The sequence below is a fragment of the Canibacter zhuwentaonis genome (assembly GCF_018531145.1).
In the GTDB taxonomy this organism is placed as follows: Bacteria; Actinomycetota; Actinomycetes; order Actinomycetales; family Microbacteriaceae; genus Canibacter; species Canibacter zhuwentaonis.
This window is the reverse complement of the sequence record NZ_JAHDSZ010000002.1, coordinates 19,032-34,777: the sequence shown is the minus strand read 5'-3', so window position 1 is coordinate 34,777 and position 15,746 is coordinate 19,032. Positions and strand designations below refer to the sequence as shown.

General features: G+C 55.4%; 14 protein-coding genes and 1 tRNA gene. 3 read left to right on the top strand and 12 right to left on the bottom strand.

The window, feature by feature from the left end; genetic code table 11:
• Positions 1-14: 14 nt before the first annotated feature.
• Positions 15-1,484, bottom strand: a complete 1,470-nt coding sequence (locus KJY78_RS02365) for an NAD-dependent succinate-semialdehyde dehydrogenase (RefSeq protein WP_214336982.1) — start codon at positions 1,482-1,484, stop codon at positions 15-17.
• Between the two features lie 113 nt (positions 1,485-1,597).
• Here KJY78_RS02365 and KJY78_RS02360 point away from each other — a divergent pair, with 113 nt between their 5' ends.
• Positions 1,598-2,104, top strand: a complete 507-nt coding sequence (locus KJY78_RS02360; protein ID WP_214336981.1) for a DUF3515 family protein — start codon at positions 1,598-1,600, stop codon at positions 2,102-2,104.
• A gap of 134 nt (positions 2,105-2,238) precedes the next feature.
• Here the strand turns inward: KJY78_RS02360 and KJY78_RS02355 are convergent, their stop codons facing one another.
• From KJY78_RS02355 to KJY78_RS02335, 5 genes are all read right to left on the bottom strand, one after another.
• The gene (locus KJY78_RS02355) at positions 2,239-3,339 is read right to left on the bottom strand and encodes a D-alanine--D-alanine ligase family protein (protein WP_214336980.1); all 1,101 of its coding nucleotides are present in this window, start codon (positions 3,337-3,339) and stop codon (positions 2,239-2,241) included.
• Positions 3,329-4,438 (bottom strand): NAD(P)H-dependent glycerol-3-phosphate dehydrogenase, encoded by a 1,110-nt coding sequence (locus tag KJY78_RS02350; RefSeq protein WP_214336979.1) that lies wholly within the window; start codon positions 4,436-4,438, stop codon positions 3,329-3,331. The genes KJY78_RS02355 and KJY78_RS02350 overlap by 11 nt, the downstream gene beginning before the upstream one ends.
• Positions 4,438-5,271 (bottom strand): lysophospholipid acyltransferase family protein, encoded by an 834-nt coding sequence (locus tag KJY78_RS02345; RefSeq protein ID WP_214336978.1) that lies wholly within the window; start codon positions 5,269-5,271, stop codon positions 4,438-4,440. Before KJY78_RS02345 ends, KJY78_RS02350 begins: the two co-directional genes overlap by 1 nt.
• 10 nt (positions 5,272-5,281) lie before the next feature.
• Positions 5,282-6,664 carry a UDP-N-acetylglucosamine 1-carboxyvinyltransferase gene (gene murA, locus KJY78_RS02340; protein ID WP_214336977.1) on the bottom strand — a complete coding sequence of 461 codons (1,383 nt, stop codon included), beginning with the start codon at positions 6,662-6,664 and terminating at the stop codon, positions 5,282-5,284.
• Positions 6,665-6,918: 254 nt separating this feature from the next.
• Positions 6,919-7,890, bottom strand: coding sequence for a TerC/Alx family metal homeostasis membrane protein (locus KJY78_RS02335; RefSeq protein WP_214336976.1), 972 nt, complete (start codon positions 7,888-7,890; stop codon positions 6,919-6,921).
• Positions 7,891-8,279: 389 nt separating this feature from the next.
• Between KJY78_RS02335 and KJY78_RS02330 the strand changes: the two genes are divergently transcribed.
• A complete protein-coding gene (locus KJY78_RS02330) occupies positions 8,280-8,963 on the top strand; it encodes a queuosine precursor transporter (RefSeq protein WP_214336974.1) in 684 nt (227 codons plus the stop codon).
• 118 nt (positions 8,964-9,081) lie between these two features.
• Here KJY78_RS02330 and KJY78_RS02325 read toward each other — a convergent pair.
• The 4 genes from KJY78_RS02325 to glmS form a co-directional block, all read right to left on the bottom strand.
• Positions 9,082-9,154: transfer RNA gene (locus tag KJY78_RS02325), tRNA-Lys, on the bottom strand.
• A gap of 65 nt (positions 9,155-9,219) precedes the next feature.
• The gene (gene alr / locus KJY78_RS02320; protein WP_214336972.1) at positions 9,220-10,377 is read right to left on the bottom strand and encodes an alanine racemase; all 1,158 of its coding nucleotides are present in this window, start codon (positions 10,375-10,377) and stop codon (positions 9,220-9,222) included.
• 41 nt (positions 10,378-10,418) lie between these two features.
• Positions 10,419-10,880 (bottom strand): holo-ACP synthase, encoded by a 462-nt coding sequence (locus KJY78_RS02315; protein WP_214336971.1) that lies wholly within the window; start codon positions 10,878-10,880, stop codon positions 10,419-10,421.
• A gap of 6 nt (positions 10,881-10,886) precedes the next feature.
• Positions 10,887-12,731, bottom strand: a complete 1,845-nt coding sequence (gene glmS / locus KJY78_RS02310) for a glutamine--fructose-6-phosphate transaminase (isomerizing) (protein WP_214337109.1) — start codon at positions 12,729-12,731, stop codon at positions 10,887-10,889.
• A gap of 30 nt (positions 12,732-12,761) precedes the next feature.
• Here glmS and coaA point away from each other — a divergent pair, with 30 nt between their 5' ends.
• Complete coding sequence (gene coaA, locus KJY78_RS02305) at positions 12,762-13,754, top strand: type I pantothenate kinase (RefSeq protein WP_214337108.1); 993 nt, start codon at positions 12,762-12,764, stop codon at positions 13,752-13,754.
• Positions 13,755-13,859: 105 nt separating this feature from the next.
• Here coaA and glmM read toward each other — a convergent pair whose 3' ends face one another.
• Positions 13,860-15,212, bottom strand: a complete 1,353-nt coding sequence (gene glmM / locus KJY78_RS02300; protein ID WP_214336970.1) for a phosphoglucosamine mutase — start codon at positions 15,210-15,212, stop codon at positions 13,860-13,862.
• Positions 15,213-15,235: 23 nt separating this feature from the next.
• On the bottom strand, positions 15,236-15,721 hold the full coding sequence (gene rpsI / locus KJY78_RS02295; RefSeq protein ID WP_214336969.1) for a 30S ribosomal protein S9: 486 nt from the start codon (positions 15,719-15,721) through the stop codon (positions 15,236-15,238).
• Positions 15,722-15,746: the final 25 nt, after the last annotated feature.

Below are 15,746 nucleotides of genomic sequence, written 5' to 3'. Positions count from 1 at the left end.
AGGTTTACTGCACGCTAGCGGCGCGGAATCATAGTGTATTTCACCGACAAGAACTCTTCGATGCCCTCAATACTGCCCTCTCGCCCGAGACCTGATTGTTTCACGCCGCCAAACGGCGCCGCAGCGTTAGACATAACACCCGCGTTAACGGCCATCATGCCCGATTCGATCTCGGCAATCATGCGCTGTGTGCGGTGCAAATCTTCTGTGAAGATGTAGCTTGCCAGCCCGTATTCAGTGTCATTAGCCAGCTCAATCGCCTCATCATCGGTGCTGAACCTGGTAACCGCAAGAATAGGACCAAAAATTTCTTCTTTGTACAGCGCTGCATCTTTTGTGATTTTATCAACGACAGTCGGCTCAAAAAAGAAGCCCTTGCCCTCTATGCGGTTGCCACCAATTACAACTTCAGCGCCGCGCTTTTTAGCGTCATCAACCAGCCGCACCGAGTTTACAACAGCTTTCTCCTCAATCATCGCGCCAATCTGCACGCCATCTTCGGTGCCCTTACCAACTTTGAGCTGTTTAACTTTTTCAGTGATTCTAGCAAGCAGCTCGTCAGCGATATCGTTGTGCGCGTAGATGCGGTTGGCCGCGGTGCAGGCCTGCCCTATGTTACGGAACTTCGCGAGCATAATTGCGTCCACTGCCGCGTCAAGATCAGCGTCTGCAAACACGATTAGAGGCGCGTTGCCGCCCAGCTCCATCGAGGTGCGCAAAACGTTTTGCGCGGCAGCTTCAAGCAGTTTCACACCAACCGAAGTTGAGCCGGTGAAGCTGAGCTTGCGCAGGCGAGAATCCGCCAGCAGCGCGGATGACTGCGCACTAGACTTAGATGTCTGCACAACATTTACAACGCCACGCGGCAGCCCTGCATCCTCTAACAACTGCTGGAAATAAATAGTGGTGAGCGGTGTTAGCACGGCGGGTTTCACAACAACAGTGCAGCCTGCAGCCAGCGCGGGCGCAATTTTGCGGGTTGCCATCGCCAGCGGGAAGTTCCACGGCGTTATGAAATAGCACGGACCAACCGGCAGCTTCGACACGAGCATATCCGCCGTGCCCTCTGGGTTACTCCCAAAACGCCCTGAAATACGCACCGCTTCCTCAGAGAACCAGCGCAAGAACTCGCCGCCGTAGCCAACCTCGCCACGAGCCTCTGCGAGCGGTTTGCCCATTTCAAGAGTCATCAAAAGCGCGAAATCATCAGCGCGCTCCTGCAGCAGCTCCCAGGCTTTACGTAGCATCACCGAGCGCTCGCGCGGGGCTGTTTTCGCCCAGTCGCGCTGCGCAGTAACTGCCGCGTCAAGGGCGCGTTGCGCATCCGCAACGCTCGCATCCGCAACGGTCTTGATCACCTCGCCCGTTGCCGGATCCACAACGTCAATAGTTGCACCGCCTTCAGCGTCAACCCATTCACCACCGATCGCTAAACGATTTTCAACGCGATCCAAAAGCTGCTGTTGCACGCTAGTAAGTGCCATTATTCTCCTTCAAAAGTTAGTTGTCTCAAGCCAGGTCAAATCTCGCTTATACGGCTAGGTTACCACTCCATCCCGGGTTAGTGCTTAAACTGCAATAGCAGTAAACTAGCAGGGTGGCTAAAAAAACACTTTTCTCGCTCTGCGCAGCAGCTCTTGTCGGGCTTAGCGGATGCACTCCGAGCGTACCCGTTGAGGCCGCCACAGACGCTAACAACCCACTGTGCGCGGAAGTTACTGTGCGACTGCCGGATACGCTCGCAAAGCTCACGAAACGCTCCACAACATCGCAGGCAACAGGCGCGTGGGGCAACCCCGCTGCGGTGATTGCGCGGTGCGGATTACCACCCACAGCGCCAACTGTCAACGCATGTATTAGCGTGAACGACGTTGATTGGGTTGTTGACGACAGCCAGAAACCCCGCTACAGGTTCACAGCCTACGGGCGCGAGCCGGGGCTTGAGGTTTTTGTAGAGTCTGAGAAAGTTAGCGGCACAGATGCGCTGCTCGACATATCCGAGGCGGTGAAGCAGCTGCCCCAAAAACGGCGCTGTTTGAATCACCGGGATACGCTCGATGCGGATCAGCTGCAGCAAACCGACAAATCTGCTACTGCCGAATAAGTGCGCCGCGCAGCCGCCAGCTGTCGGCGCTTACGCCCTGCTCTGCGGCGCTTCACACTACACTGCGTGACGTAGCAGCCGTGCAGGCGCAACCGCTACCCCAGGCGCGCAACAGCTGTAGCCCGGCGCAGCCGCTATCTGTCAGCGCACAAGCCCAGCTCGATAAGCTCGGTAATTAAAGCCGTGTAGTCAACACCACTTTCGCGCATCAGCTGCGGATACATCGATATCGGGGTAAAACCAGGCAGCGTGTTAATCTCGTTTAACACCGGACCAGAATCAGTTAAAAAGAAATCAACCCGCGCATATCCGGCGCAGCCGGTGGCCTCAAACGCCCGCAGCGCAGCGTCTTTTAACTGCTGATACTCCGCGACTGTTACATCCGCCGGTAAAACCACATCGGCTCCGACCGCGCCCATATATTTCGCCTCAAAGTCGTAGAAATCGCGCCCGTTAAACACGATCTCACCAATCACGCTGCTCGTCAGCGGAACGCTCCCGTCGCGCCGCTCAAGCACGCCAATTTCAACCTCACGCCCGATCACAGCAGATTCCAAAAGTGCGGTTTTATCGGCTGCGAGCGCGGTCTCAATCGCCACGGGCAGATCCGCTGGAGCACTCACGCGAGTAACACCCACGCTCGACCCTTCACGCGCAGGTTTGACAAACAGCGGATAAGACAGCCCCGCATCAAGATCTCGTGCACCCGCCAAACCGCCCGCAAACTCAGCCCTCGTCACAAGCTGCCACGGCGCAACCCGCACACCGCAGGTCTGCAACACGAGCTTTGCAGCGTGCTTGTCCATGCAGAGCGCGGAGGCGAATGATCCGCTGCCCGTATACGGCAGCCCCGCTAGCTCGCACAGCCCCTGCACCGTACCGTCTTCGCCGAAACGACCGTGCATCATAATGAGCGCAACATCCAAGTGCGCGAGCGTTTCAACCGTGCCCGCTTTGTTAAGGAGTCGCAGTCTGTGATCGTTTGTGCTGAGCGGGAAAATCAGCTCCTCATCGCCCTTTACAATCTCTGGCAGAAACTCCGAGTCAAGCCTAAAAGTTTGCAGCGCAGCAACGCTCACCGGCACGAACTCGCCAAGCTTTGTGATGCCAACACAGACAACATCGTAGGCGTTTTTGTCGATTGCGCTGTACACGCTCGCGGCCGTCACACAGCTAATGCCGTGCTCGCTGGATCTGCCTCCAAAAATCAGCGCAACTGTTTTTTTACTGCTCATCGCCGTCACTCTGTTTTCTAAATAACGATTTGGTTTTATGCCAGATTCCCTCCGACTCGGCGTTCGCGTCGAGTTTCAGCTCAGGCTCTGGAACGCTGCCTTCTGCCGCCAGGTGCGGACCGAGTTCGAGCGGCTGAATATCGCCATCCAGCACCATTTTGACCTGTGACACAATGGGCATTTCAATGCCGCGCTGCGCAGCAAGGCGCAGCACCGGATCCACCGATGTTAGCCCCTCTGCGAGCTGCCCCAGTTTTGCAGCTGTTTGCTCTTTGGAATAGCGCTGCCCGATTAACCTACCCGCGCTGAAATTGCGCGAGAGCGGCGACTGGCAGGTGGTGATCAAATCACCCAACCCGGCAAGCCCTGTCATAGTTGTTGGGTATGCGCCCGATGCCACCGCAAACTCTGTCATTTCAGCGATGCCGCGCGTAATAATTGACGCTTTGGTGTTTTCACCGTAACCCACGCCGTCAACGATGCCGATCGCAATCGCAATCAGGTTTTTAAGCACACCCCCGAGCTCGGTGCCCGTTACATCGGTGTTAATGTAAGTGCGGAAATACGGGGTTGTTGACACCTGCGCGACCTTTTTTGCCACCGCCAGCTCAACGCACGAGGCCACCGCTCCGGTTGGCTGCTCTCGCGCAATTTCAAGTGCGATATTCGGTCCGCTCACAACCGCGACCTGTTCCACGCTCCAGTTGATAGTTTCGGTGATAACCTGCGACATACGCATTCCGGTGGATTTTTCAACCCCCTTCATAAGACTCACCAAAACAGCATCTGCGCGCAAGTACGACGCCATCGCGAGCAGCTTATCGCGCAGTGAGTTGCTGGGGATCGCAAGAAAAACTATTTCAGCATCCGCCACCGCGGTTGCGAGATCATCCACTGCGCGCAATTGTTTGGGCAGCACAATCTCAGGCAAATACTGCGAGTTACGGTGCGCTTTGTTGATTTCTTTTACAACCGCGCCGCGCCGCGCCCACAGCACAACGTCATTGCCCGCATCGCACAGTATTTTCGCGTATGTTGTGCCGAAGCTGCCCGCTCCGATTACCGCAACTTGTGTGCGCTGTTTTTTATCTGTCCGCATTAAAATCTTCCCGCTTCTGTCTGGTTGTGTTCGCGCGGATTCCACCGCTCGTGTGGCGCATTCTCGCCGCGCAGTTTTGCCAGGAGCAGTGTTATTTCCTGCATCAGCTCAGCAGTAACCCGTGCCACAAGCTCCTGAGTCACGGGAACGCCACGGTATTTTTCGAGGTTCATCGGCTCGCCGATTGCAACGCAGATGGTTTTGCGCTTGAACAGGTGCACTTTTTTACCGTAGCGCGGCATAATATTCTGTACTCCCCAGTGCGCCGCAGGATACAGCGCGATTTGCCCCTCAAGAGCTAATCTCACAGCCCCGCTTTTGCCGCGCATCGGCCACATATCAGGATCACGCGTGAGAGTGCCCTCGGGGTAGATAATAACCCCAGCGCGCTTACTAATAAGCTCACTCGCCGCCCCGATCGGACCGACTTTGGGAGCGGATTTTTTTGCCATTTTTGTGCTGCTGCTGGCGTGGTTTGCGCTGTCTGCGCCGCGACTTACGCGTTCAACAGGAATTTGCCCGCTCGCGCGCATTAACCAGCCCAGCACTGGCACTCTAAACAGGCTCGCCTTTGCCATAAAGCGCGGCAAACGCCCCAGTTTCCAGGTTGCAACCCCGATTGCAACCGGATCGATCTCGCTCATGTGGTTGGGACACAAAATAAACGGCTCGTTCTGCGGCAGTTTTGATCCGGGTGTGAACCTGTATTTTGCGCTCATATTCCAGAACGGCAGCACAAAAACGGCCAGCAACCAGAAAACAGACGGTTTTCGCTTTTCAGCCGAACTAATCGATTTTAGTTTAACAACTCTCACAGCTTCTTTTGTAGCCATATCTCGCACCCTACCCCTCGTAAATAAAGTCAGCGCCGAGCGTTTTCAGCTTCTCAATAAAGTTCTCGTAGCCGCGCGAAATAATGCCAATATTTGACACCTCGCTCTGCCCTGTGGCGGTTAGCGCCGCAATCAGGTGGCTAAAACCACCGCGCAAATCTGGCACCTCAATGTTTGCGCCTGTCAGCTTAGTCGGCCCGGATATCACTGCCGCCTGCTCAAACTCGCGCCGTTTAACTCGCCGCGTGCCATCGTCAAGACCGTCTTTATACACCTCAATTTTTGCGCCCATTTTGTTAAGCGCATCAGTAAAGCCAAAGCGGTTTTCGTAGACCGTTTCGTGGATCTTTGAGACCCCCTCCGCCATGGTTAGCGCAACCACAAGCGGCTGTTGCCAGTCCGTCATAAAGCCTGGGTGCACATCCGTTTCAACAACAACCGGGGTTAGTTTTTTAGCGCCGCGCCAGAACCTAATGCCGTCATCTTCTATCGCAAAATCGCCCCCGACCTTGCGATAAATGTTAAGAAACGTCATCATTTCTTCCTGTTTCGCACCAACAACAAAAATATCTCCGTTTGTGGCAAGGGCAGCGGATGCCCAGCTTGCAACCTCGTTACGGTCAAAAATAGCCCGATGGTTATAGCCCCGCAGCGATTTCACACCCTCAATAAAAATTACGCGGTTGGGCTCCATCGTGATAATCGCGCCCATTTTTTGCAGCACACAAATTAGATCCACAATTTCCGGCTCAATAGCCGCATTACGCAGCTCTGTTTGCCCGTCCGCCAAAACCGCAGTTAAAAGCACCTGCTCTGTTGCGCCAACAGAAGGATAAGGCAGCTCAATATTTGCGCCCTTTAAGCCGTTAGGCGCTGTGAGGCTAATGCCGTTGCTGAGTTTTGCAACCTGCGCACCAAATTTGCGTAGCGCGTTCAAGTGAAAATCGATTGGGCGATCGCCTATGCGACAACCACCCAAATCGGGAATAAACGCCTCACCGAGCCGGTGCAAAAGCGGACCGCAGAACAGAATCGGGATTCGCGAAGACCCTGCGTGTGCGTCAATATCTGCCATATGAGCGCGCTCCACGTTTTCGGGATTGAGAATCCACTCGTCATCGTCACCCTTGCTGATAACAACCCCGTGCAGCGCCAAAAGCCCGGCAACAACACGCACATCAGAAATATTCGGCACGTTGCGCAAAACACTGGTTGTCTGCCCCAAAAGAGCCGCCACCATAGCTTTGGTGGCGAGGTTTTTGGCACCGCGCACCTCTATCCGCCCCCGTAACGGGCGACCGCCGTTAATGATAATCTGATCAGAGGTTAGCCCAACTCGCGCACCGGCGCTGCGCGCATCCGCTGCCAGACCTTTATCCTGTGTTTCGCTCATGCCGTTACGCTCCTACCGTGTCTAAAATCTGCGAGCCATTATTGCGCGCGGCATTTGGGCTACGCTCACATTTCATTTAGATTTTACTACCTCAAGTTGCGAAAAATGTGACTACGGGAGGCAGCGGAACGGGTAGTTAGAAAGTAACTATATCCGCCGTGCAAAACGCGCGGGATTGGTTAAAACACAAAGGACATCTCAACACGCGCGGGTCACCCAAAACTCCCTGGGCGGGGTGCTTAGCCTTCTAACACTCACTCGTCTCTGCGCATTTTTATTAGACTCGCTACGGTTGCAACAACCATGCACACCACGATCACGCTCAGCGAAAACCACGTATTCGGCGCCGGAATAACCGTGATCGGCTCTCCGCCGTTAATAAAGCTCAGCTCGTTGTGATTTGCCGCGTGCAAAACAAGTTTAATGCCGATATAACCTAGAATCGCCGCGATACCGTAGTGCAGATACTCGAGTTTTTCGAGCAGCCCGCCCAGCAGGAAGTACAGCTGGCGTAGCCCCATAAGCGCAAACACGTTTGCCGTAAACACAATAAACGGGCTCTGCGTGATACCGAAAATCGCGGGAATTGAGTCGAGCGCAAACAGCACATCAGTTGAGCCGAGCGCCAAAAGCGCAAGCAGAAACGGCGTAAAATAACGTTTCCCATCTTTTTTGACGCTGAGTTTTCCGCCGTGAAACTCGTCAGTGAAAGGCAGCGCTTTTTTAATCACGCGCACCGCCCAGCCCTCGCGCGGCTGCTCATCGTCACCGCCGCGCGCCTGCTGAATCGCGGTGTAAATAAGCCAGGCGCCGAAAATATAGAAAATCCAACTGAAATGCTCAATTAGCGCCGCGCCCGCAAGAATAAAGATACCGCGGAAAACCAGCGCCAGCACAATACCGATCAGCAGCGCACGCTGCACATACTGCTGCGGTACTTTGAACGCGATCAAAATCAGCACAAAAACAAACAGATTATCAATTGAAAGACTGTACTCGGTAAGCCAGCCCGCCAAAAACTCAGAGCCGTGCTGCGCATCCACCATCAAAAACAGCGCGCCCGCAAAGAGCAACGCCAACAGCACATAAAACCCAACCCAGAGGGAGGCTTCACGCATACTCGGCACGTGCGGTTTGCGGATAATCAGCAGCAGATCCGCCAATAAAACAATCACGAGCAGTGCGATCGAACCGATTTCAAACCACTGCGGCACTACAGATTCCAACAGAGCTCCTTCTTGTGTGCGCAACAGGTCTCTTCCCGATAGTTTCGCCGCCAAACGCGCGCAAATCGCGCAGCCCGGCAGTGACCAGCTAGCACCGGAGAGCTCCCCTTCTTCAAGCTAAATATTATATCTTAAATAGCAGGGCATAAATAATTATCCACAGGCGAGGGCAGCGCGCCTAAATAACGGATCGAAATTCATCGGTCGTAGCCCCAGGCGACGCACTTAAATAGTGATTATCCGCAAGCGCGGGAAACACGCCTGCCCCGGTTGTAAGGCTCAAAATTTTTTCGCTATTATTGTTATCAGCACCACTTGGGGCAGCGAGTGTTGGCGATGCCGCAGAGGCAACCCGCCGTGCTTGTAACTGTTGTACTACAAGGAATCTCATGTCTGCCCCAATAGCTTCAAAACCTTTTTTTGCTCCCACCAGGTCACGCGTTTACACCGTTCTGGTGGCCGTTATGGTCGTGACACTAATTCTGTCTAATATCGGCGCTTCAAAGGGCGTTACGATCTGGGAAATCCCCCTTGACGGCGGATTCTTCTTGTTCCCGCTGGCATACATAGTTGGCGACGTGCTCAGCGAGGTTTACGGGTTCAAGGCGAGCCGCCTGGCCGTTATAACAACTTTTGCGCTCAGTATTTTCACCGCCCTCTGCTACTGGATGATTATCACGCTGCCACCGGCTCCCTGGTATGACGGGCAGGAAGCACTCGCGCGCACGCTCGGCGTGGTGCCCATTATTGTTGCAGCCTCGCTGCTCGCTTTTGTTATCGGGCAACTCAGCAACGCTTGGTTGATGGTGAAGCTAAAAAACCGCAACGGTGAGAAAAAACTTTTCGGACGCATCGCGCTCTCAACCCTGCTCGGCGAGTTCCTGGACACGCTGACTTTCTGCGCAATCGCAGCAACTGCTATCGGCATCAATACTTTCCAGGTCTTCCTGCAGTATCTGTTCGTTGGTTTTGTTTTCAAATCGATTGTTGAAATAATTATCTCGCCGGTTACGATTTTTGTGATCAACAAAATCAAGCGGCACGAACGCAAAGCTGTCGCACCCACTGTTTAAAAAGGCTGCCTGGCGGGAGCGCGGACGGTACAGCAGCCGTGCAAGCGCCGCCACGCACAAAACCCGCGCTGTATATGAAAAGTGTGGCTGCCGTAAAATGACAACCACACTGAACCGGTGGGCCCTGCGAGGCTCGAACTCGCGACCCGCGGATTAAAAGTCCGATGCTCTACCAACTGAGCTAAAGGCCCAAAGCCTAAAATATTCTATCACATATTTAACAACGGTCACAATCTATACGATCACTGCGCGGGCGTTACAGATCCGCTGCCACACGCACCCGTGAAATACGCGCGCCGAGCCCCACGATTATTTCGTAGTTAATGGTTTCAAGGCACTTAGCCCACTCTTCCACCGCAGGCTCGCCCCGCGCCGGGTCGCCAAACAGCACAACTTCATCGCCAAGGTGCACTCGTTCGCCCAGCTCGAGCCCCAGGTCGATAATACACTGATCCATGCCTATGCGTCCGACAATCGGGCGTCTTGCGCCCGCGATCAGGACCTCCGCGTTGGCGTTGTTGAGCGCCCGCGGCATACCGTCCGCGTATCCTACCGGAACCAGTCCCAGCACAGTATCGCGCGGCGCGACATAGTTGTGCCCATACGACACTCCGGTGCCCGCTGGCACGCGCCGCAGCGCGACAATCTGCGCTTTTAGTCGCAGCGCGGGGCGCAGCCCCAGATCTTGCGAGCTACAGCTAGCAAAGGGGCTCAGCCCGTAGACGGCAAGCCCCACCCGGACGGTGTTGTATCTGAGCGCGCTGTTGCCGCCCAGGCTCGCCGCTGAAGCTGCCAAATGCTGCATTTTAGGGTTTAGCCCGGCCGCAGCTGCCAGCTCAATCGCGCTGTCGAAGCGTGCAGCCTGCTCGTTATCGGCACGCTCTCCGGCGTTTGCCAAGTGACTGAAAATGCCGGTGACGGTCAGAATTCCAGCGCGCTCAAGCCGCGCTGCCAGCTCAAAAAACTCGCGCAGCTCGCGCTCATCAGCTCCGTTGCGGCTCAGTCCGGTGTTGATTTTCAGCTGCACCCGCGCGCGTGCGACCACCTCAGCGCTCGCACTGCCTCGCACTCGCCGCACCGCATCCGCTATTTTTTCTAGCTGCCACGCGCCGCTCACGCCGAGTTCGATCCGCTGCTGCACAGCCTCGGTAAAATCCTGATCGGCAGCGTGCAACCAACACAGAATCGAAGCAACATCAGCCGCAATTCCCGCCTGCCGCAGTGCCAGCGCCTCCGCAATATCTGCAACACCCAGCATCGCCGCGCCGCCGGCGAGCGCTGCCCGCGCGGCGATCTGAAGCCCGTGCCCGTACGCGTTGGCCTTCACTACCGCGATCACTTGCGAGTTAGTGATCTGCCGCACACGCCGCACATTGTGGGCAATCGCGGTTACGGAAATTTCAGCGGATCGCATAGCCAAGCCCGGTCGGTCCGAATTCCTGTAATTGTCGCAGCTCACAGTACGGCCTTCGGCGTTGGCGGATGCGCGTGCATGCAGCAAATATCGCTGGCGCTGTTGTTTGGCAATGCCTCTGCAACAACAACGGCAACGGCGTGCCCACCGTCATGACTGAGCGAAAGATGTGCGCGAGTCACACCGAGGTCTGTAAAAACCTCTAGCAACCGCGGAGTGGCGCTAAACTCAGGTTTGGTGCCGTTCGCCGGTAAAATCTCGATGTCCTGCCAGCTCAGACTCAATTCGTGTTCATCACCGACACCCCCCACGGGCACAGCAAAATTTGATCCTCCAAGCGCTTTCACAAGTGCCTCTTTTGCAGCAAAGCGTGCCGCGAGCGAGCGTACTGGCAAATCCTGCTCGCGCCCCGTGAAAAGACGCTGCAAAAGCCGCTGATTAGTCGTGATTTTAGTCACAAAACGGTCTACATCTACAGTGTCACAGCCAATTCCGTAAATCACAAGCTGTTACTCGACCGTGACAGATTTCGCTAGATTGCGCGGCTGATCTACGTCAAGCCCTTTAACCGTTGACAGCTCAAGCGCAAACCACTGCATCGGAACCACCTGCAACAGCGGCTCGAACAGCACATCCGTTAACGGCACGCGGATCACATCATCAGCAAACGGCAGCACCGCAGTATCACCCGTTTCAACAATCGCGATAATCCGCGCCCCACGCGCCCTGATCTCTTGAATGTTAGAAACAACTTTCGAGTGCATAACAGAGTTCGTACGCGGGCTTGGCACCAGCACAAACACCGGCTGACCGTGATCAATTAACGCAATCGGACCGTGTTTCAACTCGCCAGCGGCAAAACCCTCGGCGTGAATGTACGCAATCTCTTTGAGCTTCAGCGCGCCCTCAAGCGCGGTCGGGAAGCCAACGTGACGCCCCAAAAACAACACCGAGTTGGTGTTCGCCATCCAGTGCGCAAGCTCTTTAACCTGCTTGTGCACGGCAACAACCTCGGCCACCTTGTCAGGGATGGTCTGCAGCTCTGCAACAGTCTCCCGGTGCGCTTCTGTTGTCAGCGCACCGCGCACCCTCGCCAGGTGCAAACCTAACAGCTGCAGCGCAACAATCTGGCTCAAAAACGCCTTGGTCGAGGCAACCGCAACCTCCGGACCTGCATACGTGTAAATCGCCGCGTCCGACTCGCGCGGAATCGTGGCACTTTGCGTATTGCACACAGAAATCGTCTTCAAACCCTGCTCACGCGCAAAATTAACCGCCATCAACGTGTCCATGGTCTCGCCCGACTGGCTCACAGAAATCACCAGCGTGTTAGCGTCAAAAATTGGATTGCGATACCTAAACTCGTGACTCAGCTCCACCTCAACTGGCACGCGCGCCCACTCTTCAATCGCGTACCGCCCGATCATTCCCGCGTAAGCTGCGGTGCCACACGCCAAAATAACAATCCTGTTAACGCGCTGCAAATACTCGTCACCAAGAGCTGCGAGCTCTGGAATATCGACAACACCGTCATTAACGCGACCGCGGATCGTATCCGCCACCGCCGCCGGCTGCTCACTGATTTCCTTCGCCATAAAGGACGGCCAGCCGCCCTTATCCGCCGCAGCAGGATCCCACGCAATCTCGTACTCGCTCACCTCTGCTAGGTTGCCATCAAAATCTGTGACCGTCACGCCGTCGGCCGTAATAACCACGATGCGATCGTCTGCAACCGCAACAGCACGCCTCGTATGCTCAACAAACGCCGCAACATCTGAGCCCAGGAAACTTTCACCCTCACCAAGCCCGATAACAAGCGGTGAATGATGCCTAGCACTAACAATTTTGCCCGGCTCGCTAACCGCAGCTGCCAACAGGGTAAACGTGCCCTTAAGCCGTTTTACAACGTTTCTAAAAGCTGTTTCCAGATCTCCCACGATCGCAAGCTCGCGCCCCAGCAACACCGCAACAACCTCGGTGTCAGTTTCGCTCTGCAGTTTTACATCGGCCAGCTCGTCACGCAGCTGCGCAAAGTTCTCGATAATACCGTTGTGAATTAGCACAACGCTGCCGTCTTCGCTGTAGTGCGGGTGCGCGTTCTCATCGGTTGGACCGCCGTGAGTTGCCCAGCGAGTGTGCCCGATCCCGGTGCTTCCGGCTATCGCAGGCGAGCTTTCAAGCAGCTTCCGCAGCTGCGCAAGTTTGCCAGAGCTTTTACGCAGGCAAGACTCCCCGGTATCATTAATGATCGCGATTCCCGCCGAATCATACCCCCGGTACTCTAATCGAGCCAGACCGCTCAACAGCACGCCTGCGGTATCACCCGATCCTACATAACCAACAATTCCACACATAAATGCCATTTTACTGGCAAGATAGTTATGATGTCTGAAAAACCACGTAACAACGCAACTTACGACGCTGCAACAGCTGTCAGGTCGAACGCTGAACTGCCCAGTCTTTTCAACGATATTCCGCGCACACAATGGGCGAGTTTGGCGGCGGATCTGGCCTCACCGCTGCAGGCTCACGAGCTCGCAGCACTCAGCAGCTACGGTGAAAAGCTTAATCTGCAGGAAATCGCGGAGGTTTATCTGCCACTCAGCCGGCTGCTCAATCAGTATGCAATATCTGCCGCTGAAATGCACCGCCGCACGCGCAACTTCTTACAGCACAAAAACGCACCCAAGTCGCCCTTTGTGATTGGAATTGCCGGGTCGGTTGCCGTTGGCAAATCAACCGTTGCCAGGGTGTTGCGCGAGCTGCTCTCGCGCTGGAGCGAGACTCCGCGCGTTGCGCTGGTAACGACCGACGGGTTTTTATACTCTAACGCCCAGCTCAAGCGGCGCGGTCTGCTCGATCGCAAGGGCTTCCCCGAATCGTACGACCGACGCTCACTGCTGCGCTTTGTGGCCCGCGTCAAAGCGGGGATGCCCGAGGTAAAAGCTCCGGTGTATTCGCACCTTGTCTACGATGTTGTGCCCGATAAATTCACCCTTGTAAACCGCCCCGACATTCTCATTATTGAGGGCATTAACGTGCTGCAGCCGCCATCGTCGAAAAAAAACCCGCTCGCGCTAAGTGATCTTTTCGACTTTTCAATCTACGTTGACGCGCGCACCAAAGACATTAAAACCTGGTATCTAAAGCGCTTTTTGCGCCTGCGGGCGAGCGCTTTTCAGGATCCACAGTCCTTTTTCCGCCCGCTCGCGCAGATAAGTGAAGCGGACGCTATTACCACGGCAAAATACTACTGGAACACAATAAACGCCCCGAATCTCGAGCAGAATATTAAGCCAACCCGCGGCAGAGCATCGTTGATTCTGCGCAAAGACACGGATCACAGCGTGCAAAAAATCCTGTTACGTAAACTGTGACAGTAAGCAATAACAGACCACCACGCGTCCACTGCGAACAGACACTGCTCACAGCGCGCAAAAACCTGCTGCACAAGAGCGATCCGCTTGCAAAGCTTAGCGCCGCTAAACAGCCAGCCGCGTTTTCACAACCTCTGCCAACTGATTCGCGATAGTTTCTGCCTTTTCAGCCGTGGCTGCCTCAACCATCACGCGCACACACGGCTCGGTGCCACTCGGGCGCAACAGCACCCTGCCTTTTCCTGCGAGTTCAGCCTCCGCCTCCGCAACAGCGCGGGCTAGCTGCTCGTCGCTGGCAACTTTTGCGCAATCCACTCCGCTCACGTTCACAAGGATCTGCGGATACACTGTCATGCTCGCATCGGCAAGCTCCCCCAGCGACTTGCCGCTGCGCACAACCTCTGCCGCCAGGTGCAATCCCGTGAGCACGCCATCGCCGGTTGTCGCATACTCGCTCATCACAACGTGCCCCGACTGCTCACCGCCTAGAGTGTAGCCCCCCTCAGCGAGCGCCTGCAAAACATACCTGTCGCCAACCGCAGTTTGCACAAGCTCAATCCCGTTGCGCTGCATAGCAAGTTTCAAACCGAGGTTGCTCATCACCGTTGTTGCAAGCGTGTTTTTAGCAAGCTCGCCGCGCTCGTTCATAGCAACGGCCAGAATCGCCATAATTTTATCGCCGTCAACAACTCGCCCGGCACCGTCAATTGCCAGACATCTATCGGCGTCACCGTCGTGCGCAATGCCCAAATCAGCGCCGGTTGCAACAACTTTTTGCTGCAGCTGCGCAAGGTGCGTTGAACCGACACCGTCGTTAATATTAAATCCATCCGGGCTGTTGCCAATAACAACAACCTCTGCCCCGGCCTGCGCAAACACCGCGGGCGAAACCTGAGAGGCTGCGCCGTGGGCGCAGTCGAGCACGATCCGCAGTCCCTTTAGACTCTGCCCGTGCAGGGTGCTCAGCAGGTGCTGCGTGTAACGTTCCTCCGCATCAGCAAGTACGCTGATGTTACCAACATCGCGCCCTGTAACGGGCAGATGTTCCTGATCCATCGCGGCTTCTATTCTGTTTTGCAGCTCATCAGAAAGTTTTTCACCACCGACCGCAAAAAATTTAATGCCGTTATCTGCTGCGGGGTTGTGCGATGCTGAAATCATAACCCCAAAATCAGCTCGCAGATCGGCCACCAGATAAGCGGCGGCGGGGGTTGGCACAACGCCTGCGTCAAGCACGTGCACGCCCGCGCTGGCAAGCCCGGCAGCAACCGCCGCACCAATAAAATCCCCGGAAACACGCGAATCCCGCGCAATTACAGCGGTGGCGTGCCTACCCTGCGCGCGTGCGCTATCGCCCAAAACAAACGCGGCTGCTCGGGAGAGGTTAAGAGCCAGATCGGCGGTAATATCTACCCCCGCAAGACCTCTTACACCGTCTGTTCCGAACAGCCGCGCCATAATAAAATACTCGTCGTAAGAGATTAACGCTTTGAGTACTGCGGAGCTTTACGAGCTTTCTTAAGACCCGCCTTCTTACGCTCTTTAATACGTGCGTCACGGCTCAAAAAGCCAGCCTTTTTAAGGGTTGGGCGATTGTGCTCTGCGTCAATCTCATTTAGCGCACGCGCAATAGCGAGACGAAGCGCGCCAGCCTGACCTGACGGACCACCGCCGACAATGCGCGCGATTACGTCGTATGAGCCTCCAAGCTCAAGCACTGTGAACGGATCGGTAATTAGCTGCTGGTGCAGTTTGTTTGGGAAGTAATCCACAAACTCACGACCGTTAACTTTAATTTCACCGTTACCAGGCACAAGGCGCACACGCGCCACAGCTTGCTTACGACGCCCAACAGCCGCACCCGGCACACTTAGCGCAGGACGGTCACTTACTGCAGCGGTTGAGCTGCTGCTCGCTAGGGTTTCTGATGTGTAGCTTTCGGTTGCTACAGTCTGCTCTTCAATCACGATGTTCCTTTACTCTCGCAGCCGT

What these genes read in the sequence shown, in the direction of transcription:
- KJY78_RS02365 (WP_214336982.1), bottom strand. Translation starts at nt 1,484, where the DNA reads ATGGCACTTACTAGCGTGCAACAGCAGCTTTTGGATCGCGTTGAAAAT.
- KJY78_RS02355 (WP_214336980.1), bottom strand. Translation starts at nt 3,339, where the DNA reads ATGAGCAGTAAAAAAACAGTTGCGCTGATTTTTGGAGGCAGATCCAGC.
- KJY78_RS02350 (WP_214336979.1), bottom strand. Translation starts at nt 4,438, where the DNA reads ATGCGGACAGATAAAAAACAGCGCACACAAGTTGCGGTAATCGGAGCG.
- KJY78_RS02345 (WP_214336978.1), bottom strand. Translation starts at nt 5,271, where the DNA reads ATGGCTACAAAAGAAGCTGTGAGAGTTGTTAAACTAAAATCGATTAGT.
- murA (WP_214336977.1), bottom strand. Translation starts at nt 6,664, where the DNA reads ATGAGCGAAACACAGGATAAAGGTCTGGCAGCGGATGCGCGCAGCGCC.
- KJY78_RS02330 (WP_214336974.1), top strand. Translation starts at nt 8,280, where the DNA reads ATGTCTGCCCCAATAGCTTCAAAACCTTTTTTTGCTCCCACCAGGTCA.
- alr (WP_214336972.1), bottom strand. Translation starts at nt 10,377, where the DNA reads ATGCGATCCGCTGAAATTTCCGTAACCGCGATTGCCCACAATGTGCGG.
- glmS (WP_214337109.1), bottom strand. Translation starts at nt 12,731, where the DNA reads ATGTGTGGAATTGTTGGTTATGTAGGATCGGGTGATACCGCAGGCGTG.
- coaA (WP_214337108.1), top strand. Translation starts at nt 12,762, where the DNA reads ATGTCTGAAAAACCACGTAACAACGCAACTTACGACGCTGCAACAGCT.
- glmM (WP_214336970.1), bottom strand. Translation starts at nt 15,212, where the DNA reads ATGGCGCGGCTGTTCGGAACAGACGGTGTAAGAGGTCTTGCGGGGGTA.